Genomic DNA, 21,374 nt, shown 5'->3' on the forward strand with positions numbered 1-21,374 from the left:
GTCAGAGCCCAGCCGCTCGGCAGGCCCGCGTAAGGGTCAGGACTTCGCACTCTCGTAGGCCCAGTCGAGCCACGGGCCGAGCGCTTCGATGTCTTCGGCATCCACGGTCGATCCGCACCATATCCGAAGGCCGGCAGGCGCGTCGCGGTATCCGGCGATGTCGTAGGCGGCATCGTGCTTCTCGAGCAGTCCGGCCATCGCCTTGATGACGTCCGTGTCCGCTCCGTCCACCGTCAGGCAGACACTCGTGTTCGAGCGGATCGCCGGATCGGCGGCAAGATGACCAAGCCACTCGCGATCCTGCACCAGTTTGTCTAGCGCCGCGGCGTTCGCATCCGCGCGGGCTTTCATCGCGGATAGCCCGCCGATGGATTTGCCCCATTCGAGCGCGAAGATCGCGTCCTCGACTGCCAGCATGGACGGGGTGTTGATCGTCTCCCCGCTGAAGATGCCCTCGATCAGCTTGCCGCCTTTGGTAAGACGGAAGATCTTGGGGAGCGGCCATGCGGGAGTGTAGCTTTCCAGCCGCTCGACCGCGCGGGGGCCGAGAATGAGGACGCCGTGCGCGCCCTCTCCGCCGAGCACTTTCTGCCAGCTGAAAGTCAGCACGTCGACCTTGTCCCACGCGATGTCCTGCGCGAATACCGCGCTGGTCGCATCGGCGATGGAAAGGCCTTCGCGGTCCGCCGCGATCCAGTCGCCGTTCGGGACTTTCACGCCGGAGGTCGTGCCGTTCCAGGTGAAAATGACGTCGTTCGACCAGTCGACCTGACTGAGGTCGGGTAGCTCACCGTAATCGGCGCGCAGGACGGTGGGGTCGATCTTGAGCTGCTTGACCGCATCGGTCACCCAGCCTTCGCCGAAGCTTTCCCACGCGAGCGTGGTGACGCCCCGCTCTCCCAGCAGGCTCCACATCGCCATCTCGACCGCGCCGGTATCGGATGCGGGCACGATACCGATGCGGTAATCGTCGGGCACCTGCAACACTTCGCGGATGAGGTCGATGCACAGCTTCAGCCGCGCCTTGCCCAGCTTGGAGCGATGCGAGCGGCCGAGCGAATCGGTGCTTAGCTTTTCGAGGGACCAGCCCGGCGGCTTGGCGCAGGGACCGGAAGAAAAATGCGGACGCGCGGGTTTCGGCGCGTCGGGCGGCGTAAGGTCAGTCATGTATTCTCTCCTTGCAGAGAGCACGCGCGGCGTTGGGACCGCGTGGCCCGCTGGCGGCAATAGAGTTCATTGGACTCAAGTCAATGGCGCGGCGTTTGTTTCCGCCGATCGTGGTATCGGCTGACGGCCAAACTGCTCTCGCCAAGCCGCAGCGGCTATCCTATGGCGCAGTCGATATGGACCCGCGTAGCCTCCGCATCGCCCTGTTCAGCGGCAACTACAACTACACCCGCGACGGGGCGAACCAGGCCCTGAACCGGCTGGTCGAATACCTGCTGCGGCAAGGCGCAGCGGTGCGCGTCTACGCGCCGACGGTCGACAGCCCGGACTTTCCCCCGACGGGCGATCTCGTATCCGTTCCCTCCATTCCCATGCCAGTGAAGGGCCGCGGCGAATACCGGATGCCGCTGCGCCTATCGAAGGACAATCTGGCGGATCTGCGCGCCTTTGCGCCCAACGTCGTCCACGTGTCCTCGCCCGATCCGGTAGGACATGCGGCAGTGACCTGGGCGCGGAAGAACGACCTGCCGGTCCTTGCATCGGTCCACACGCGCTTCGAAACCTATCCCCGCTATTATAAAATGGGCTTTCTGGAGCCGGTCATCGAAGCGGGCCTCAGGCGGTTCTACGGGCGCTGTGACGCGCTGGTGGCGCCGTCGCAAAGCATGATCGATACGCTCAGGCGTCAAGGCATGAACGCTGACATCTCGCTGTGGACGCGGGGAGTGGACCGCGACATTTTCGGTCCGGATCGCCGTGACCTCGAGTGGCGGCGCAGTCTCGGCATCGAACACGGCGACGTTGCGATCGCCTTCCTCGGCCGGCTCGTCATGGAGAAGGGGCTCGACCTCTTCGCCGAGACGATCATCCAGCTGCGCCGTCGCCGTGCGCCGCACAAGGTTCTGGTCATCGGTGATGGCCCGGCGCGAAGCTGGTTCGAACGTGCGCTTCCCGGCGGCATCTTCGTAGGCTTCCAGACCGGACGCGACCTCGGCCGGGCGCTCGCCAGTGCCGACGTTTTCTTCAATCCCAGTATTACCGAAACCTTCGGCAACGTGACCCTGGAAGCGATGGCAAGCGGCCTGCCCGTAGTCGCCTCCGCCTCCACCGGCAGCGCCAGCCTCGTCGAGGACTGGGAAACCGGCCGGCTCGTACCGCCGGGCGACCCTTACGAGTTCAGTGAAGCGCTCGCGCCCTATTGCACCAACGACGATCTGCGCGCTCGCCACGGCGCGGCCGGCGAAGAGAAGGCCCGCCGTTTCAGCTGGGACGCCATCAACCAAGCGGTCGCGGACACTTACCTGAGACTGATCGAGGCGCGGCGCGGATAAGTCAGCGCAGAACGCCCTTCTGGCGCATACTGATCGCATAGATGAGCAGGAATGTCACGATCGCCCAGATCACGATGCTCATTATCTCGGCCATACCGCTACTGGCCCAGGCGGGCGTCTCGCTAATCGCCTGGTATATGGTCGTTCCGGCAAGGCCGATCAGCGACGATCCGAATGCGATGATCGCCCATCTGCTTCGCAGTAGCAGAAGCACCGAACCTGCCAGCGAACCCCAGACGCCGAACGCCCAGAAGGCATCGACCCATGCCGGAAAGCTCTGGAAATAGGCGAGCGCAGCCTCGGGCGTCACGCCCATCCCGTCCATCATCGTGCGCATGTAATCGAGATTGCTGAGCTGCGTCTGCGTGTAGTCGTTCGCGCCGAAACCGTTCCATAGCAGCGACATGATACCGACAACCCATAGGTGCCAAGGCGTTTTTGCGCGTGCGAGTTCGTTCATCATCATTCTCCCCCTGCGACGCGACCCGCCGCGCATGATAGCGCAGCGCGGACGAATGGCAATTTCGCCGCACGCTCCTAGATAGGGCGCATGGCCGACCTTTTTGGCGACGAACTGGAGACACCGCAGGACGCGAAGGCGGCGCGGGACGATGCGCCGCTGGCCGATCGGCTGCGCCCGCGCGCGCTCGCCGAAGTCATCGGACAGGAACATCTGACTGGACCCGAAGGCGCGATCGGACGCATGGTATCGGCAGGCAAGCTTTCGAGCATGATCCTGTGGGGACCGCCCGGTACCGGCAAGACCACCATCGCGCGCCTGCTGGCGAAAAGCGTCGGAATGCGTTTCGCCGCAATCAGCGCGGTCTTTTCCGGCGTCGCCGACCTCAAAAAGGCTTTCGCGGAAGCCGACCGATTGGCCGAAGCGGGCCAGCGCACGCTGCTCTTCGTGGACGAGATCCACCGCTTCAACCGCGCGCAGCAGGATGGCTTCCTCCCCTTCGTGGAGCGCGGCACGGTAACGCTGGTCGGCGCTACTACGGAGAACCCCAGCTTCGCGCTGAACGCCGCGCTTCTCAGCCGCGCGCAGGTCCTCATCCTCGAGCGGCTGAACGGTGAGGCGCTGGGCGAGTTACTGACCCGTGCGGAGGCGCTGGAAGGCGCGCTTCCGCTGACCGGCGATGCCCGTGCGGCACTCGTCGCAAGCGCCGACGGTGATGGGCGCTTCCTGCTGAACCAGGCGGAGACGCTTTATAACGCGAAGCTGGACAAACCACTCGGTCCGGCGGAACTCGGCGCGTTCCTGCAGCGCCGGGTGGCGGTGTACGACAAGGACCGCGACGGGCATTACAACCTCATTTCCGCGCTTCACAAAGCCGTGCGAGGGTCCGATCCGCAGGCCTCGCTCTATTACCTCGCGCGGATGCTGACCGCAGGCGAAGAGCCACTGTATCTCCTTCGCCGCCTCGTGCGCATGGCAGTCGAGGACATCGGCCTCGCCGATCCGGAAGCGCTGCACCAGTGTCTCGCCGCGAAGGATGCTTACGAGTTTCTCGGCAGCCCCGAAGGCGAACTCGCCATCGCGCAGGCGTGCATCTACGTCGCGACCGCGCCCAAGTCGAACGCTGCCTACAAGGCGCAGAAAGCCGCCTGGAAAAGCGCGAAGGAAACCGGCAGTCTGATGCCGCCCGCGAACATCCTCAACGCCCCAACGAAGCTGATGAAGGACATCGGTTACGGCAAGGACTACGCCTATGATCATAATTCGGACGAAGGGTTCTCGGGCGACAATTACTGGCCCGACGGGATGGAGCCGCAAACCTATTACAAGCCGGTCGACCGCGGCTTCGAGCGCAAGGTGAAGGAGCGACTCGAATATTGGGACAAGCTGCGGCGCGAACGCGGGTGACCGGGCGCTTCCTGCATTTCCTCGCAGTCGACTGGTCGGGCGCGGCGGGCGAGCGGCACAAGGGCATTGCGCTCGCGCTGGCGGACGGAGACGGCGGGCCGCCGGTGCTCGTAGAGCCGTTGAAGCGGGGGTGGTCACGCGCCGAGGTGCTGATGTTCCTCCAAGAAGATTTGCCGGCAGATACGCTGGTCGGAATGGACCTTGGCATTGCCCTGCCCTTCGCCGATTGCGGAGCCTACTTTCCCGGCTACGCCGATAGCCCAGCCGATGCTCGATCACTCTGGGCGCTGGTCGACCGGCTATGCGCGGACGATCCGCACTTCGCCGCAAGCAGCTTCGTCGACGATGACGCGCTCGCACCCTATTTCCGGCGTCACGGCGGGCGCGAGGGCGCTCAGTTTCGCTGCGACGACGCAGAGCACGGCCGCGGCCGCTTCCGCGTGACAGAACACGCGCAGGCGGCGATGGGCTGCAAACCCTACTCCAACTTCAATCTGGTCGGCGCGGCGCAGGTCGGCAAGTCGAGCCTTACCGGGATGCGCATCCTCCACCACCTCGGCGGCAAGCTCCCTATCTGGCCGGTCGATCCGCTGCCTGACAAAGGCTCCGTCATCGTCGAGATCTACACGACCCTCGCGGCTCGGGAGGCCGGCCGCAGCGCCTCTGCGAGCAAGATTCGCAGCTACGAGGCCTTAAACGAGGCTCTAGAGATACTCGGCTCGCCTCCGGTCCACGGCGAAGGCCCGATCGACGACCATTCGTCCGACGCGCTTCTGAGCGCCGCGTGGCTCCGGAAGGTCGCACACGAGCCGCAGCGCTGGAACCCGCCGGACACGACCGAGCAGATTGCGCGCACGGAAGGCTGGACTTTCGGCGCATATTGAATAAAGCGCGCATCGCGGTGCCGGCTTAGCTCAGTTGGTAGAGCAGTTGATTTGTAATCATCAGGCCGCGGGTTCGACTCCTGCAGCCGGCACCATTTCCCTTTCCTCGCATTGCCTGTAACCGTGCCGCGAACCGGATGAGGGATCACGCGTGAAAAAACTGCTGCTGCTTGCCGTGATCGCGGTCGCGATTGGTGCGTTTTTCTGGTTGGGCGGGACCGAGTATCTGAGCCTCGAGTTCATCAAGGCGCAGCGCGACAGCTTCGATGCGCGCTATGCCGAAAACCCGGCGCTCGTCATTGCCGCGTTCTTCCTCGTCTATGTCGCGGCGACTGCCTTGTCGCTTCCCGGAGCGGCGATCCTTACGCTGGCGGCCGGCTACCTGTTCGGGCTCGTGGTCGGCGTCGTCGTCGTCTCCTTCGCCTCGACTATCGGGGCAACGCTGGCGTTCCTGTCCGCTCGCTTCATCCTGCGCGACTGGGTGCAGGAGAAATTCGGCCAGCGTCTGCGCGCGGTGAACGAGGGCGTGAAGCGCGACGGCGCGCTCTATCTGTTCTCGCTGCGGCTCGTTCCGGTCTTCCCGTTCTTCATCGTCAACATGCTGATGGGCCTGACGCCGATAAAGGTGTGGACGTATTTCTGGGCGAGCCAGCTCGGCATGTTGCTCGGCACGATCGTCTACGTGAATGCCGGAACGCAGCTTTCGCAGGTCGATACGGTCGGACAAATCTTCACGCCTGCGCTGATCGCGTCCTTCGCCGCGCTGGCCGCGCTACCGTGGATCGGCAAGGCGGTGATGGGCTTCGTCAGGCGGCGCAAGGTCTATCGGGGCTTTACGAAGCCGAAGACGTTCGACCGCAACCTGATCGTGATCGGAGCCGGTTCGGCAGGCCTCGTCTCCGCCTATATCGCCGCGCTGGTGAAGGCGAAGGTCACGCTGGTCGAAGCGAACGCAATGGGCGGCGACTGCCTCAATACCGGCTGCGTTCCCTCGAAGGCACTGATCAAGAGCGCGAAGGTCGCCGATGCGATGCGCCACGCGGACCGCTACGGTATCACAGCGCACGAGCCGCACGTGCCTTTCGGCCGGACGATGGAGCGGGTGCGGAACGTCATCAAGGCCATCGAACCGCACGACAGCGTCGAACGGTTCGAGGGACTCGGCGTCGATGTCGTCAACGGTTACGCCACGCTGCGCGATCCGTGGACGGTCGAGATTGCGCGAAACGACGGAGAGACGCAGCGGCTTACGGCCCGCTCGATCATTCTCGCGACGGGCGCAGCGCCGGTCGTGCCTTCGCTTCCGGGTATGGAAAGCTCGGGCTATCTGACCAGCGAGACGCTGTGGGACGGCCTCGCGAAATTCGACGCTCCGCCCCGCCGCGTCGTCATCATGGGCGGCGGCCCGATCGGCTGCGAATTGTCGCAGGCGCTCGCGCGGCTCGGTAGCGGCGTGACTTTGGTCGAGATGGCGGACCGGCTGCTCGCAAGGGAAGACGACGAGGTCTCCGAACTGGCACGCAGCAAACTTGCGGATGCGGGTGTCGAGGTCCTGACCGAGCACGAGGCGGTGCGGGTCGAGAACGCCGCAGAAGGTAAGGCGCTTGTCGTCGCGGGCGTAAACGAAGAGCGCGCCCTGCCCTACGACGTGCTTATAGTCGCGGTCGGGCGGAAGGCGCGGCTTTCGGGTTTCGGCCTGGAGGACCTCCGCATCGATACCGAGGGCACGACCGCGACCGACGCGTTCCTCGCGACCAAGTTTCCGAACATCTACGCCGCGGGCGATGTTGCCGGCCCGTTCCAGCTTACGCACGCCGCTTCGCATCAGGCGTGGTACGCCAGCGTGAACGCGCTGTTCGGCACGTTCAAGCGGTTCAAGGCCGACTACCGGGTCATTCCCGCGACCACCTTCCTAGATCCGGAAATTGCCCGCGTGGGGCTGAACGAGAAGGACGCGCGCGAGCAGGACACGGCTTACGAAGTGACGCGCTACGACCTCGACGATCTCGACCGCGCGATCGCCGAAAGCGAGACGAGGGGCTTTGTGAAGGTGCTGACCGTGCCCGGCAAGGACACGATCCTCGGAGCGACCATAGTGGGCGCAAACGCCGGGGAGATGCTGGCCGAGTTCGTCCTCGCGATGAAGCACGGCCTGGGCCTCAACAAGATACTCTCGACCATCCACACCTACCCGACGATGGCCGAGGCGAACAAATATGCCGCGGGCGAGTGGAAGCAGAAGAACAAGCCGGAATGGCTGCTCGAATGGGTGGCCAAGTATCACGCGTGGCGGCGGGGATGAGCCTCGCGCATTTCCAGGGACTGCTCGGCATTGCCGCTCTGCTGCTTTTCGCATGGGCACTGTCGGAGGACCGCAAGGTCCGCCCAAGCTGGCGCTGGATCGGCGGAGCGCTGCTGCTGCAACTGGTCCTCGCGCTCGTCATCCTGCGCGTGCCCTTCGTGTGGCGGCTGATGGGCTACGCGAACGAAGGGGTGCGCGCGATCGAGCGGGCCACGTTGGAAGGCTCAAGCTACATGTTCGGCTATCTCGGCGGGGCCGAACTGCCTTTCGCGCTGCGGGACGGCGTGGACGCGCCGGTCATCATCGCGTTTCAGATCCTGCCGCTCGTCATCGTCTTTTCCGCGCTTGCCGCAGTGCTGTGGCATTGGGGCGTGCTCCATTGGCTGGTGCGCGGCCTGTCGTTCATGCTGCGCCGGACATTGGGCGTGAGCGGGGTCGTCGGCCTTGCCGGAGGGGCGAACATCTTCCTCGGCGTGGTGGAAAGCCCGCTGGCGATCCGCGCCTATTTCGCGAAGATGAGCCGCGCGGAACTCTTCGCGGTCATGGTTCTCGCGATGTCGACCATTTCGGGCGCGATCCTGATCCTCTACGCGCAGACCCTGTCGGAAACCGTGCCCGATGCGGTGGGTCACATGATTTCCGCCTCGCTGATCTCGTTGCCCGCCGCTCTACTCATCGCGAAGATCATGGTGCCGGGCGAAGGCACAACTGAGGAAGACCGTGACGAGCCCGGCCTCCGCTACGAAGGTACGATCGACGCGATCATCCGCGGCACTATGGACGGGTTGCAGCTGTTCCTCGCGGTGATCGCAGTCATCATCGTAATTTTCGCGCTGGTCGCTTTGGCCGACCAGATCCTCGCAGTCCTGCCGCTGGTCGGGGGCGAGGAACTGTCGGTGAAGCGCCTGTTCGGCTGGCTGTTCGCGCCGGTCATGTGGCTGATCGGCGTTCCGTGGGGCCAAGCCGTCGACGCGGGCGCGCTCATGGGTACGAAGTCGATCCTGAACGAATATGTCGCCTATCTCGAACTCGCCGCGCTGGACGCGGGAACCTTCGATCCGCGCAGCCTGCTAATCGTCACTTATGCGCTGTGCGGCGTCGCCAATCTCGCCAGCATCGGACTGCTCGTTTCGACCATCGGAACCCTGTGTCCGGAACGCCGGGCGGAGGCCGCGGGCCTAGGCGTGAAGAGCTGGATTGCAGGCAATGCGGCAACGCTGATGACCGGCGCGATGGTCGGCCTCGTCACCTTCGGCTAGAGCCAGCCCCATGTTCGATGCGAAACTGCGCCCGCTGATCGATCCGCCGCTGAACCGGCTCGGGGCTTGGCTGGCCGGCAAAGGCGCTACCGCGAACGTAGTGACCGCGGTGGGCCTCGCCATCGGCTTGAGCGGAGCGGTCGCTATCGCGTTCTCGCACTACACGCTCGGTCTGGTGCTTATCGCGCTGAACCGCCTGACTGACGGATTGGACGGCGCAGTTGCGCGGGCAAACGGGCCGAGCGATCTCGGCGGCTATTTCGACATCGTAGCCGACTTCGCCTTCTACGTTTCGATCCCCCTTGCCTTCGGCATCGCCGATCCGGCGCACACAATACCGGCGCTCATACTGGTCGCCGCGTTCGTACTCACCGGCACGAGCTTCCTTGCCTACGCCGCCATCGCAGCGAAGCGCGGGGAGGAAACCGCCGCGCACGGCTCGAAGAGCTTCTTCTACTCGACCGGCCTTGCTGAAGGGACCGAGACGATCCTCTTCTTCATCGCTATGACGCTGTTTCCGGCGTGGTTCGCAGTGCTCGCCTACGTTTTCGCCGCCCTGTGCGTACTCACGGTCGTCCAGCGAAGCCTGCTGGCGCAAGCACAATTCACGAACCGAGCTTAGTCTCGATCGCCTGTTTGAGGTCACGCACGCGCTCCGCATTCTTGCCGAGGTCGCTTTGCCCGACACGGCTTACCGAGCGCAGGTCGATGACCGAACCGCCGCCCTGTACCGCACGAACGCGGGCGACGACGTCGTCCTCGAACCCGTACCAGAAGGTCTCGGCGGTTCCTTCGACCCGTCCGGCGGACGGATCGCTGACGACGTTATCGTACCCCTCTTCCAGCATCACCGCCTGGACGAGCGGCAAAGCCTCGGACGGCGAAACCGTCGTCACGAGCGGCGACATGGTCGGATAAAGCTGCCGATTGACCCGCGCCAGCGTCTGCCCGTCGAGGTCGTCCTGCGCTACGCCGTAGTCGGCGACCGGGTTCGCTTCGGGGCCGCGCAGTTGACGCATGCGGTCGGAGAACTGCGGCGGGTCCGCCGGGTTCGTGGCGACGTCGTGGATCGGATTGCCTTCGGCCGATCGGCTGACCGAGGCGAGCATTGCGAAAATGCCCACCGGGATTGCCAGTGCGAGAAGCGACACGATCCAGCGGCCGCGCGGCTTCTTCACCAGCGCCCAGAGGAACGCGATAATTGCCAGGGCGGAGACGATGATCAGCATCCACGTGCCGATCTCGCGCGTCATGGTGCCGAGGCCGACCCGAAAGCTCCACAGGCCGAACTTCGTACCGAGCGCCGCGATCGCGAACCACACCGGCAGCAGCAGGGCCAGAATGAGCGAAAGCCATGCGAGGCGGCTTTGCAGCGGACGATGCGTGTGCTTCGCGGTTTCGGCGTGGTCGTGATCGGTCATGCAATATCCCTCGAATGTTCGATTGATAAACCGGACAACGGCGCAATAGGTCCCGGTCTAGCCGCGGCCCCGGTAGGATTGCACGCCCTGATCGGGAACCCACAGACCTTCGGGAGGCGTGCCGCTTTGCCAGAACACGTCGATCGGAATGCCGCCGCGCGGATACCAGTAGCCGCCGATGCGGAGCCAGCGCGGCTGCATTTCTTCCACCAGCCGCTGTCCGATGCCGACCGTGACATCCTCGTGAAAGCCGCAGTGGTTGCGGAAACTGCCGAGGAAGAGCTTCAGGCTCTTGGATTCGACGATGGTTTTCTCGGGCGCATAGTCGATTACCAGATGCGCAAAATCGGGCTGTCCGGTAACAGGGCATAGTGAGGTAAATTCTGGTGCGGCGAACCGCACGAGATACAGCGAACCCTCACGCGGATTGGGTACATAATCGAGGGCCGCTTCTTCGGGCGAAGACGGCAGCGGGCTGTTCTGGCCGAGGAACTTGGGGGACGGTGTGTCGCTCATGCCGCGCATCTGCCCCGAATAGACTGGCCGCGCAAGCGGGCGCTTGGAGCGAGTGCCCTTTCCCGCTACCGGCGCGCCGAACGATCGATCACTCAGCCGGGATTAAGACATGCTTCGCATAGGACGCGGTCTTCCCCGCCATTTGCAAAGCCCCTTCACGACGCGATGAACCGCTTTACCTATCTTGTTTCCAGCGTAGGCCTCGCCGCGATTGCGGCCGGAACATCGGCCTCTGCGCAATCGGTCCGCGATTTCCAGCTGCCCCCCTCGCCCGACGAAACCGAGGAAGCGCAAGGTCCGGTCGACCCGGAAGCGGCCGCGCCCGTTCGCCCGCGGGTCATCGCAACGCCGACGCCGGCGCCCGTTCGGCGCCCGGCTCCGCAGCCGCAAGTCACGCAAACGCCGCTGACGGTGCCCACCGCGACCCCCACGCCTTCGCCGCGCCCGACGCCGACGTTACGCCCGCCGGTGCAGCCGGAGGAAAGGACCGCACCCACCGCTGCGCAAACCGGCTCTCCAGCGCCGAGCCAGGTTTCGCCGCAAGAGAGCGTGCCTACCGAAACAGCTGACGCGCCGGCGGTCTCCACTCCGTCGCCGAACGCAGAGGCTCCTGCGTCCAGCACGGTCGACGTGCCCGATACGGATGGCGAGGAAGACACGCGGCATTGGTGGCTGCTTGCACTGGTCGGGCTGATCGCCGTCGGCGCGGCCGTCCTGCTCCGAAGGCGGCGCGGTAATTCTTCGTCCGTTCCGGTCATCCAGCGGCCTAAGGTGAAGCGTGAGCGCGCCGACGCCGTTGCGGAACCAGCCGCCGCAACACGCGAGCCGCTTTCGGTGAAAGCGGAGGCGGTGAAGCTGACGCTCAGCTTCGCCAATGTGACGCTCGACTACCGGCTGACGCTGCTCAACCGGACCGACCGGGCCCTCAAGGATGTCGAGATCGCCGCAAAGCTCGTTTCCGCGCACAATGCGCTGCCGATGGAGCAGCAGATCGCCGATGCCGCGACCGAGCTTCCCGATGCTGCGAAAGTCGAACGGCTGTCGCCGGGCCAAAGCCGCCAGATCGAAGGCAAGCTCGTGCTTCCGGTCGGTCAGGTCTACGCCATCCGGCAGGGCAACGCGGCGCTGATGGTCCCGATCCTCCAGCTTCGGGTGAGCGCTCAAGGTATCGCGCCGCTCGTCCGCAGCCTGGTGGTCGGACAGGCCGGCATGGGCAGCGACCGGCTCCAGCCCTTCCGGCTCGACGAGGGTCCGCGCAGCTTCGCGCCGCTCTCGCAAAGGGCGTTGGACTGACGCAAGGCTTCGGCTAACCTAACGCGCATGGACAGTCTGATCGATGCGGAAACCCTGAAGAAAGCACTCAGCGAAGGCGGCGATATATTCGTGCTCGATGCGAGTTCGCACCTGCCCGACGCGGAACGCGATGCGCGCGCAGAATTCGCGGACGCGCATATCCCCGGTGCGCGTTTCCTCGACCTCGGCAGCTTTTTTGACGTGACCTCTTCCGTACCGAAGGCCGTTCCGAGCGCGGAGCAGTTCGCGCAGCGGATGGGCTCTCTCGGCATCGGCTCGGAAACCAGCGTCGTCCTCTATGACGACAGCATCATCAAACCGGCGTTCCGCGCATGGTTCATCATGCAACTGTATGGCCTCGAAGCGTCGGTCCTTGATGGCGGGCTTGCCGCTTGGAAGCAGAGCGGCGGCGCGCTCGAAAGTGGAATGCCGGAGACTTCGCGCCGCGACTTCCCGGTCCCTGAACAGGGCGCAAAGGTCCGCAGCAAGGCAGAGATGCTCGCCAATATCGACAGCGAGGCCGAACAGGTCATCGATGCGCGTGACGCAGCGCGCTTCGCCGGAACCGCCCCGCCCGACGCGCACGGCCTGCCGAGCGGGCACATTCCCGGCTCGCGCAACCTGTTCTTCCGCGACCTGCTGAACGAGGACGGCACGTTCCGAAGCCGCGAGGAACTTGCGCGCGCATTCCGAGAAGCTGGCATCGATCCCGACGGTCCGGTCGTCACCACCTGCGGCAGCGGCGTCACGGCGTCGATCCTGCTGTTCGCGCTCCATCTGCTCGGCAACGACGACGCGAAGCTATACGACGGAAGCTGGCTCGAATGGGCGAGCGATCCGGGCACGCCGCGCGAGACCTCCGCCGCCGCCTGACGAAAATTGGGGGTCCAGCCCTTCATTCGCGCGGCAAACCGGCTAAGGTAGCCCCAATGGAAAACACGGGCGGAACGGGACTTGTCGGACGCGAATAGGGATACGAAGCTGGACCCGCACACCGAAGCGGTGTCCGCCGGACGAAGCGGCGACTGGGCGAAGCACATCGTCAATCCGCCGATCTACCGCGGCAGCACGCACCTCCACGCCGATTGTGCCGCGCTGGAAGAAGCGAAGCGGCACAACCGCGACGGGCAATTCTTCTACGGCCGCCGCGGATCGCCGACGCAGTGGGCGCTGGCCGACGCGCTGACCCGGCTCGAACCCGGCGCATTCGGAACGGTCCTTTACCCGAGCGGCGTTGCGGCGATCTCGAACGCCCTGATGAGCGTGTTGTCGCCCGGCGACGTGCTGCTCGTGACCGACAACGCCTACGACCCCAGCCGCGGCATGGCGACCGGCCTGTTCAAGCGCTACGGCATCGAGACGCGTTTCTTCGACCCGCTCGATCTCGACGGTTTCGCGGACCGGTTCTGCGAGAACACGCGCGCCGTCCTGCTTGAAGTGCCCGGCAGCCTGACGATGGAGATTTGCGACATTCCGGCGCTCGCGAAGATTACGCGGGACAAGGGCGCGGTCAGCCTGATCGACAACACCTGGGCGACGCCGCTCGGCTTTCCGGCATTGTCGCACGGCTGCGACATTACGATCATGTCGCTGACCAAGCATGTCGGCGGGCACTCGGATCTCTTGATGGGCAGCGTCAGCGCGGCGAACGAGCGGCACTACCGCCGATTGCGGCTCACCGCACAACAGCTCGGCCAGCACGTATCGCCCGACGATGCGGCGCTTGCCCTGCGCGGGCTTCGGACCATGCCGCTGCGGCTGGAGCGTACGGCGGAGACGGCGCTCGCGGTCGCGCGGTGGCTGTCGAAGCGCGAGGAAGTCGCCCACGTCCTGTGCCCGATGCTGCCTGGATCGCAAGGACACGAACTCTGGAAGCGCGATTTCAGCGGCGGCTGCGGGCTGTTCAGTTTCGTTCTTAAAGGACGCAGTGACGCACACCGCGCCGCTCTGATCGACACGCTCGACCTGTTCGGTATCGGGTTCAGCTGGGGCGGCTACGAAAGCCTAGCCCTGCCTTTCGATCCGGTCGGAATGCGCACCGCCACGCCTTGGCCGCCGGCGGGCTGTAATGAAGCGGACAAATTGGGTATCCGCCTCGCCATCGGCCTCGAAGACCCGGCCGACCTGATCGCGGACCTCGAAAGAGGTTTCGCCGCCATGGAGCAAGTATGACCGCCCCCAGTCCCCCCGCCGACCTGCCGGAAGGAGAGAGCACCCCCGCGCCGCTCGAACAGGCGTGGAGCATGGCGGAACGTGCGCCGGAAAGCGCAGTGACGGCTGCCGACGGGCTCAGGGATGCCGTATCGTCCCAGAGCGATACCGTCGGCTCCATCGTCGGAAGCTTCGATGCGCTGGCGATAAGCTTCGGCGACACGCGCGTATCGCTGTGGGACGGGATCGTCGTCCTCATCATCTTCAGCGTGATCCTGGCCATCGCCTGGATCATCAACCGCATGGCCAAATCCGCGATCCGCAGGATCACGCGGCTGGACATGACGCAGAGCCTGCTGATCGAGAAGGTGGTCACCATCGGCATCTGGGCCGTCGCCGCCCTGATGACGATCGACCTGCTCGGCATCGACCTGACCGCGCTGGCAGTGTTCTCCGGCGCATTCGGCCTCGCCATCGGTTTCGGTTTGCAGAAAACCTTCGGTAATCTGATCGCCGGGATCATCCTCCTGATGGACCGCTCGATCAAACCGGGCGACGTGATCGCGGTCACCGACATGGCGGGCAACGAGAGCTTCGGGCAAATCCGCAAGATCGGCATCCGTGCCGTATCGGTCACCACCCGCGACCAGCGCGAGTACCTGATCCCGAACGAGAACCTGATGATCAACCAGGTCGAGAACTGGTCCTATTCCTCCAAGAACGTGCGGATGCAGGTCGAAGTCGGCGTCAGCTACAATGCGGATCTCAATCTGGCGGAAAAGCTGATGCTGGAAGCAGCAGGCAAGGTCGACCGCGTTTTGAAAGTCCCCCCGCCGACCGCATGGATGAGCGCCTACGGTGACAGCTCGGTCAATTTCGTGATCCAGTGCTGGATCCAGGACCCGGAAGAGGGTGTTGGGAATGTACGTAGCGCCGTGCTGAAGAACCTGTGGTGGCTGTTCAAGGAACACGAGGTGGAAATTCCCTTCCCGCAGCGCGACCTCAACCTCCGCGGAAACGAGCAGTTCGACCAGCTCGTCGCGGCAATCGCACAGCGCGTGGCGGCAGAAAACCCGCCGAAATCGGACGAAGCGAGCGGGTAAAGCTGCGCTACGCGCTCGCAAACGGCAGTTTCCAGAAGCTTTCCTAACGCCCGCGATATGCATTCTCGCTGGCAGGTAGGGCCGGTCTCCCGCATCTCCTAGCGCATGAAAATGGGCACTATCCATCTCGTCGGCGCAGGTCCGGGCGATCCCGACCTGCTGACGCTGCGCGCCGCGCGGCTGATCGAAACCGCCGATGTCATCGTGCACGACGGCCTCGTCGACAAGCGCATTCTCGACATGGCGAACGCTAGTGCGCGCCTGGTTTCGGTCGCGAAGCAGCGCGCACGGCACACGCTACCGCAAGAGGAGATCAACGCGCTGCTGGTCCGCGAAGCACGGGCCGGCCGCGATGTCGTGCGTCTCAAGGGCGGCGATCCTTTCATCTTCGGCCGCGGCGGCGAGGAAGCCGAAGCGGCGCGCGCCGCGGGCGTTCCGGTCACCGTCGTACCGGGCATCAGCGCCGCGAACGGCGCGGCGGCGGCAGCGCAGATCGCGCTCACCCACCGGGACGCATCCAGCATCGTCAGCTTCGTGGCGGGCCAGTGCAAGGGCCTGTCGGAACAGAACTGGGCAGGCCTTGCCGGTACGGGCCGCACGCTCGTCATCTACATGGGCGTCAAGACCGCCCCGCAGATCGCGGAGAAGCTGATGGGCGACGGGCTTGCTCCCGACATGCCGGTCGCCGTCATCGAAAACGGTGCGCGGCCCGACATGCGCGTGCTGCGCAGCCCGCTCGCCGGTCTGCCCGATCTGGTGGAGCGCGAGCGGGTCGTAAGTCCGGCTCTTATCGTCATCGGCGAAGTTACGGCGCGCACCGATGCGGCGCTTTGCAATGCGGCACTGGAGGCAGCGCAGTGATTATTCTGACAGGCAACGATCTGAAGAGCGGCGCGGTCGTGTGGTGGGACGGCCAGAGCTGGTCCAGACACGTCAACGAGGCAGCGGACGTCGGCGACAAGGCGGAAGAGATCCTTGCGCGCGAGGAAGCCGCCCGCCGGGTTAACGTGCCCTACGCGATCGAAGCGGAAAAGGACGCGAACGGCGTCCGGCCTGCGCATATCAAGGACCGTGTCCGCGCGCTCGGCCCGACCGTCCGCCCCGACCTTACAATGAAGCCCGCCGATCCGGCGGCGCTCGACTGGGTGATCTGATGTATCTCTACGACCAATATGACCAGGCCATGGTGGATGCGCGCGTCGCGGAATTCCGCGACCAGGCGCAGCGCCGCCTGGACGGCAAGCTGTCGGAGGACCAGTTCAAGCCGCTGCGGCTGATGAACGGCCTCTACCTGCAGCTCCACGCCTATATGCTGCGCGTCGCTATCCCCTACGGCACGCTCAGCAGCCGCCAGATGCACGCGCTTGCCGACATCGCGGACAAGTACGACCGTGGCTACGGCCATTTCACAACGCGGCAGAACATCCAGTACAACTGGATCAAGCTGGAAGAGGCAGCGGACATCCTGGCAGATCTCGCCAAGGTCGAGATGCACGCCATCCAGACCAGCGGCAACTGCATCCGCAATATCTCGTCCGACCATTTCGCCGGCGCTGCAGCCGACGAGGTTACGGACCCCCGGCCCTACGCCGAATTGCTGCGCCAATGGTCGAGCTTTCACCCCGAATTCGCTTACCTGCCGCGCAAGTTCAAGATCTGCGTAATTGCGTCCGATCGCGACCGGGCGGCGATGAAGCTGCACGACATCGGCATCCAGATCGTCGAGAAGGACGGAGAAATGGGCGCGGCGTTCTACGTCGGCGGCGGCATGGGCCGCACTCCGATGATCGCACCGTGCATCAAGGACTTCGTCCCGCTTGACCGGCTCGTCAGCTATGCGGAGGCGTGCCTGCGCGTTTACAACCGCTACGGACGGCGCGACAACAAGTACAAGGCGCGCATCAAGATACTCGTCCACGAGATGGGCGCGGACGCCTATGCCAAGGAAGTCGACGAGGAATTCGCGCACCTGCTGGACCAAGGCGTCGAGCCGCCCTTCGCCGAACTCGAGCGCATCCGCACCTTCTTCGAGGACCCTGCCTTTGCCGCTGCCGGAGCGGACGACGAAATCGACCGGAGCGATCCCGATTTCGCGCTGTGGGTCGACCGCAACACGCATGCGCACAAGGCAGACGGCTACGTCAGCGCGGTCGTCAGCCTGAAGCCCGTTGGCGGCATTCCGGGCGACGCGACGGCGGAGCAGATGCACCTCATGGCAGACCTCGCGCGCGACTACAGCTTCGACGAACTGCGCGTCATGCACACGCAAAACATCGTCCTGCCGCACGTTCGCAAGAGCGACCTTCACAAGCTGTGGACCGCGCTCGACGAAGCCGGGCTTGGCACGCCCAACCTCGACCGGATCGGGGATATCATCGCCTGCCCCGGCCTCGACTACTGCAGCCTCGCCAATGCGCGTTCCATTCCGCTCGCGCAGAAGATTTCGCAGCGCTTCGCCGACAACGGCAAGGAAGAGACACTGGGCGAACTCAAACTCAAGATTTCCGGCTGCATCAACGCCTGCGGGCATCACCACGCGGGCCATATCGGCATTCTCGGCGTGGACCGGAAGGGCACGGAAAACTACCAGCTCCTGCTCGGCGGAAGCGAGGCGGAAGACACATCGCTCGCGAAGATCACCGGCCCCGGCTTTACCGAGGACGGCGTGGTTGATGCGATCGAGACCGTCTCCGACCTCTACCTGTCGTCCCGCGTAGAGGGCGAGCGGTTCATCGATACCTACCGGCGGATCGGCATGACCCCGTTCAAGGAGGCGCTTTATGGCTGATCCGCAATATCCCGCGGAAGGCGGACTCGGACAGGGCCACGACGAGGTTCAGCTTCGCTACCGCGACGACGAGCTGGTCGATCACGCGAGCGTAACCGTCGACAGCTTCCTTGCGCAAAGTAACGCGAGCGCCGTCAGGATCGAGCCGGGCGACGATACGCGCGAACTGCTGCGGCATCTGGAGCGCATCAGGCTGGTCGAGGTCAACTTCCCGAGCTTCGGTGACGGGCGCGGCTATTCGGCGGCGCGGATTCTGCGCGAATCGGGATATGACGGAGAAATCCGCGCGGTCGGCGACGTCCTGGTCGACCAGATCGCCTATATGCGCCGCTGCGGCTTCGATGCCTTTGCGCCCGAGCGGCCGCTCAATGAAAGCGATGTCGAGGCGGCGCTGAACCGCTTCCCGCATGTCTACCAGGCGGCGGCAGACAGCCGCACGCCGATCTGGAACCTGCGGCACGGGGACGCGGCGTGAACAAGCCGTTTGCCGCGCGCGAGATCGACCGGATCGATACGGGTCCGCGGTTCAACGACCGCGACGCGGAGCGGCTCAACCGGATGTTTCGCGGGCAGGAAACGAGCGAACTTCTCGCCAACCTCATCGAAGACGATATCGTCGGCGAACTCGCCACCGTGTCGAGCTTCGGAGCCGAAAGCGCGGTTCTCCTTCACCTCATCAGCAAAGTCGCACCGAACCTGCCGGTCCTGTTCCTCGAAACGGGCAAGCACTTTCCCGAAACGCTCGCCTACCGCGACGAACTCGTCGCACATCTCGGCCTGACGAACCTCATCAATCTGACGCCCGACGCGGAAGAACTCGAGGCGAAGGACGAAAGCGGTCTGCGCTGGTCCTATGATCCCGACGGCTGCTGCGAAATCCGCAAGGTCAAGCCGCTGACGAAAGCGCTGTCCGGATACGATGCGACGCTGACTGGGCGGAAGGCGTTCCAGAGCGCGACGCGGGCCAATCTGCCCCGCTTCGAAGTCGATACGTCGGATGCGCAGGGACGGCTCAAGATCAATCCGCTGATCGACTGGGACGCGGCGCGGATCGCCGCCTATTTCGAAGAGCACGATCTGCCGCGGCATCCGCTGGTCGAGAAGGGCTATCCCTCGATCGGCTGCGCCCCCTGCACGCACAAGGTCGCGCCGGGCGACGACCCGCGCTCGGGACGCTGGAAGGGCTGGGACAAGACCGAATGCGGTATTCACGAGCCGGGCAGCGACCGCGCCGACCAGCCCTACTTCTAGAGCAGACCCTCTTTCCGGTACCAGGCGGCAGTCTGCGCCATCCCTTCCTGTGCCGTAATTTCTGGCGACCATAGCTTCGGCGGCGGCTTCATCGCAGGCCGAGAGACCCAGTCGGCATGCAGCATGTAGGACGCCCGGTCGCGGGTGAGCTTCGCGTTCTCCTTGCGAAACCGCTCGTCGGCGCGGGCGGCCAGCTTGATCAGCGCATTAGGCATCGGTAGCGCGCGCGCCTTGCGTCCCATCCCATCGGCGATGGCGGCAACCATTTCGGAATGCGTGTAGCCGCCCTTTTTCCCGTCGTCGGGTTCGTAGGTATCGCCAATGCCTTTGTCGGACATCGCCAGATCGACGAGCAGTCGCGCCAGATCGCGGACATGGATAAGCGACGCTCTTCCCAGCTTCGGAACGGGTACCAAGCCGCCCTTCGCGGCGCGGAACAACTCGCGCAATTCGGTATCGCGCGGACCGTAGACCGCCGGCGGGCGGACGATCGTCCAGTCGAGCGAGCTTGCGCGCACCTCATCTTCGGCAACGGCTTTCGAATTGCCGTAAACCGACAGGCGCGGTTCGCGAGCCGCAAGCGAGCTAACGAAAACGAAGCGTTCGATACCGCGCGCGTGCGCGGCCTCGATCATGTGCTGCGTACCGCCGACATTAACCGCTTCGAACTTCGCCAGATCGAGCGTGCTCGTCAGCCCGGCGATATGCAGCACGGCGTCTGCACCGTCGCACAGGCGGCCCAGCGCGCTCGTGTCCGACAGGCTGCCTTCGACCCATTCGAGGCCCGGAAATGCGCGCGCCTGCGGGCGGCGGGTAAGCGCGCGAACCGCGCAGCCCCACTCTTTCAGAATGTCGAGAACCATCTGGCCGACGAACCCGGTGCCGCCGGTCAGCGCGAGCATCAGAGCAGGACCAGCTGGTCGCGGTGTATGACAGCAGAGCGCGGCGTGTGGCCGAGTATCGCTTCCTGCTTGCTGTTCTGCTTGCCCTTGATCGCGTCGCAATCTTCGGCGTCGTATTCGGTCATGCCCTTGGCGATCATCCGCCCGACGAGATCGTGGATGGTGATGACGTCGCCGCGCTCGAAATCGCCGTCCACTTTGACGATGCCGGCGGCAAGCAGACTGCGGCCGTCGTGAAGCGCGCTGGCGCAGCCGTCGTCGACGGTGATCGAGCCGTTGAAGCGCATGCGCCCGCCGATCCACGCCTTGTAGGCGCTGTCGTCCCGCTTGGGCAGGAACAGCGTGCCGGAAGTATTCTCCGCCGCATAGGTCAGCGGCTTGCGGTGCGAACCATCGACGATGGCGAGCGCAATGCCAGCACGTTCGGCGATCTGCGCGGCGAGAAGCTTCGCGGTCATGCCGCCCGTCCCGACGTCGCTGCCCGATTCGCTATCGGCCATTGCCTGGATTTCCTCGGTGACGCCGTGGACCTTCTCAAGCCGGGTGGCGTCGGGCTCGTTCGGGTGCTTGTCGTAGAGCCCGTCCACATCGGTCAGCAGAATGACGCCGTCGGCACTGCACGACTGCGCCACGCGTGCGGCCAGCCGGTCGTTGTCGCCGAAGCGGATCTCGCCCGTTGCGATGGAATCGTTCTCGTTCACTACCGGAACGACGGAAGACTTGAGGAGCCGGCCGAAGGTGGACGAGGCATTGAGGTAGCGCCGCCGCCCTTCGAAATCGTCGAGCGTCAGCAGCATCTGCGCCGCCGTCATGCCCTGTTCGGCCAGAAGGTCCGACCAGGTCGAGGCGAGCGTGATCTGCCCAACAGCCGCCGACGCCTGCGCTTCGGAGAGGCTACGCCGCTTGCCGAAAAATCCGAGCTTCTTCGCGCCGATCGCTATGGAGCCGGAGGATACGATTACGACCTCCTGCCCGCGGTCGCGCGCCTCGCGCACGTCCTCGATCACGGTCCGCAGCCACTCGGTGCGGATTTCCCCGTCATCGTCCACCAGAAGCGCGCTGCCAATCTTGACGACGAGCCGGTGACATAGCGACGGATCGCTGAAATCTGCCAGTTTATCGATCTTCATGGCCGCTTA

At 64.7% G+C, this 21,374-nt stretch carries 21 protein-coding genes and 1 tRNA gene; 16 read left to right on the forward strand and 6 right to left on the reverse strand.

Features of this window, described 5'->3' with window-relative positions; translation table 11 throughout:
- Positions 1 to 36: 36 nt before the first annotated feature.
- Positions 37 to 1,167 (reverse strand): phosphoserine transaminase, encoded by a 1,131-nt coding sequence (locus tag HUV48_RS12635; protein WP_176268167.1) that lies wholly within the window; start codon positions 1,165 to 1,167, stop codon positions 37 to 39.
- 176 nt (positions 1,168 to 1,343) lie between these two features.
- Here HUV48_RS12635 and HUV48_RS12640 point away from each other — a divergent pair, with 176 nt between their 5' ends.
- Complete coding sequence (locus HUV48_RS12640) at positions 1,344 to 2,498, forward strand: glycosyltransferase family 4 protein (RefSeq protein WP_176268248.1); 1,155 nt, start codon at positions 1,344 to 1,346, stop codon at positions 2,496 to 2,498.
- 1 nt (position 2,499) lies between these two features.
- Here HUV48_RS12640 and HUV48_RS12645 read toward each other — a convergent pair whose 3' ends face one another.
- On the reverse strand, positions 2,500 to 2,958 hold the full coding sequence (locus HUV48_RS12645; RefSeq protein WP_176268168.1) for a hypothetical protein: 459 nt from the start codon (positions 2,956 to 2,958) through the stop codon (positions 2,500 to 2,502).
- A gap of 90 nt (positions 2,959 to 3,048) precedes the next feature.
- Here HUV48_RS12645 and HUV48_RS12650 point away from each other — a divergent pair, with 90 nt between their 5' ends.
- From HUV48_RS12650 to HUV48_RS12675, 6 genes are all read left to right on the forward strand, one after another.
- Entirely contained in the window at positions 3,049 to 4,365 is a 1,317-nt protein-coding gene (locus tag HUV48_RS12650) for a replication-associated recombination protein A (protein ID WP_176268169.1), read from the forward strand.
- On the forward strand, positions 4,335 to 5,249 hold the full coding sequence (locus HUV48_RS12655) for a hypothetical protein (RefSeq protein ID WP_217906821.1): 915 nt from the start codon (positions 4,335 to 4,337) through the stop codon (positions 5,247 to 5,249). Before HUV48_RS12650 ends, HUV48_RS12655 begins: the two co-directional genes overlap by 31 nt.
- 19 nt (positions 5,250 to 5,268) lie before the next feature.
- Positions 5,269 to 5,344, forward strand: a tRNA-Thr gene (locus HUV48_RS12660).
- 56 nt (positions 5,345 to 5,400) lie between these two features.
- Positions 5,401 to 7,551, forward strand: a complete 2,151-nt coding sequence (locus HUV48_RS12665; protein ID WP_176268170.1) for a dihydrolipoyl dehydrogenase family protein — start codon at positions 5,401 to 5,403, stop codon at positions 7,549 to 7,551.
- Entirely contained in the window at positions 7,515 to 8,810 is a 1,296-nt protein-coding gene (locus HUV48_RS12670; RefSeq protein WP_225871701.1) for a NupC/NupG family nucleoside CNT transporter, read from the forward strand. The genes HUV48_RS12665 and HUV48_RS12670 overlap by 37 nt, the downstream gene beginning before the upstream one ends.
- A gap of 10 nt (positions 8,811 to 8,820) precedes the next feature.
- On the forward strand, positions 8,821 to 9,432 hold the full coding sequence (locus HUV48_RS12675) for a CDP-alcohol phosphatidyltransferase family protein (RefSeq protein ID WP_176268171.1): 612 nt from the start codon (positions 8,821 to 8,823) through the stop codon (positions 9,430 to 9,432).
- Here HUV48_RS12675 and HUV48_RS12680 read toward each other — a convergent pair.
- Both HUV48_RS12680 and queF read right to left on the reverse strand, forming a co-directional pair.
- Entirely contained in the window at positions 9,416 to 10,231 is an 816-nt protein-coding gene (locus HUV48_RS12680) for a DUF1499 domain-containing protein (RefSeq protein ID WP_176268172.1), read from the reverse strand. The two genes, HUV48_RS12675 and HUV48_RS12680, sit on opposite strands and share 17 nt — an antisense overlap.
- 57 nt (positions 10,232 to 10,288) lie before the next feature.
- Entirely contained in the window at positions 10,289 to 10,747 is a 459-nt protein-coding gene (queF, locus tag HUV48_RS12685; RefSeq protein WP_176268173.1) for a preQ(1) synthase, read from the reverse strand.
- Positions 10,748 to 10,912: 165 nt separating this feature from the next.
- Here queF and HUV48_RS12690 point away from each other — a divergent pair, with 165 nt between their 5' ends.
- From HUV48_RS12690 to HUV48_RS12730, 9 genes are all read left to right on the forward strand, one after another.
- Complete coding sequence (locus tag HUV48_RS12690; RefSeq protein WP_176268174.1) at positions 10,913 to 12,040, forward strand: hypothetical protein; 1,128 nt, start codon at positions 10,913 to 10,915, stop codon at positions 12,038 to 12,040.
- A 27-nt stretch (positions 12,041 to 12,067) separates the two neighbouring features.
- The gene (locus HUV48_RS12695) at positions 12,068 to 12,913 is read left to right on the forward strand and encodes a sulfurtransferase (RefSeq protein WP_176268175.1); all 846 of its coding nucleotides are present in this window, start codon (positions 12,068 to 12,070) and stop codon (positions 12,911 to 12,913) included.
- Between the two features lie 81 nt (positions 12,914 to 12,994).
- Positions 12,995 to 14,212, forward strand: a complete 1,218-nt coding sequence (gene metC, locus HUV48_RS12700) for a cystathionine beta-lyase (RefSeq protein WP_217906822.1) — start codon at positions 12,995 to 12,997, stop codon at positions 14,210 to 14,212.
- A complete protein-coding gene (locus tag HUV48_RS12705) occupies positions 14,209 to 15,294 on the forward strand; it encodes a mechanosensitive ion channel family protein (RefSeq protein ID WP_176268176.1) in 1,086 nt (361 codons plus the stop codon). The genes metC and HUV48_RS12705 overlap by 4 nt, the downstream gene beginning before the upstream one ends.
- A gap of 105 nt (positions 15,295 to 15,399) precedes the next feature.
- Positions 15,400 to 16,155, forward strand: coding sequence for a uroporphyrinogen-III C-methyltransferase (gene cobA, locus HUV48_RS12710; protein ID WP_176268177.1), 756 nt, complete (start codon positions 15,400 to 15,402; stop codon positions 16,153 to 16,155).
- Positions 16,152 to 16,448: a DUF2849 domain-containing protein gene (locus HUV48_RS12715; protein WP_176268178.1), complete on the forward strand. Its 297-nt coding sequence runs from the start codon at positions 16,152 to 16,154 to the stop codon at positions 16,446 to 16,448. Before cobA ends, HUV48_RS12715 begins: the two co-directional genes overlap by 4 nt.
- Positions 16,448 to 18,082: a nitrite/sulfite reductase gene (locus HUV48_RS12720; protein WP_176268179.1), complete on the forward strand. Its 1,635-nt coding sequence runs from the start codon at positions 16,448 to 16,450 to the stop codon at positions 18,080 to 18,082. Before HUV48_RS12715 ends, HUV48_RS12720 begins: the two co-directional genes overlap by 1 nt.
- A complete protein-coding gene (locus HUV48_RS12725) occupies positions 18,075 to 18,557 on the forward strand; it encodes a DUF934 domain-containing protein (protein WP_176268180.1) in 483 nt (160 codons plus the stop codon). Before HUV48_RS12720 ends, HUV48_RS12725 begins: the two co-directional genes overlap by 8 nt.
- Positions 18,554 to 19,333, forward strand: coding sequence for a phosphoadenylyl-sulfate reductase (locus HUV48_RS12730; RefSeq protein ID WP_318656105.1), 780 nt, complete (start codon positions 18,554 to 18,556; stop codon positions 19,331 to 19,333). Before HUV48_RS12725 ends, HUV48_RS12730 begins: the two co-directional genes overlap by 4 nt.
- Here the strand turns inward: HUV48_RS12730 and HUV48_RS12735 are convergent.
- Both HUV48_RS12735 and proB read right to left on the reverse strand, forming a co-directional pair.
- Complete coding sequence (locus HUV48_RS12735) at positions 19,330 to 20,235, reverse strand: NAD-dependent epimerase/dehydratase family protein (protein WP_176268181.1); 906 nt, start codon at positions 20,233 to 20,235, stop codon at positions 19,330 to 19,332. The two genes, HUV48_RS12730 and HUV48_RS12735, sit on opposite strands and share 4 nt — an antisense overlap.
- Entirely contained in the window at positions 20,235 to 21,365 is a 1,131-nt protein-coding gene (proB, locus tag HUV48_RS12740; protein WP_176268182.1) for a glutamate 5-kinase, read from the reverse strand. The genes HUV48_RS12735 and proB overlap by 1 nt, the downstream gene beginning before the upstream one ends.
- Positions 21,366 to 21,374 lie beyond the last annotated feature (9 nt).

The sequence above is a fragment of the Qipengyuania atrilutea genome (assembly GCF_013370205.1).
Lineage (GTDB): Bacteria > Pseudomonadota > Alphaproteobacteria > Sphingomonadales > Sphingomonadaceae > Actirhodobacter > Actirhodobacter atriluteus.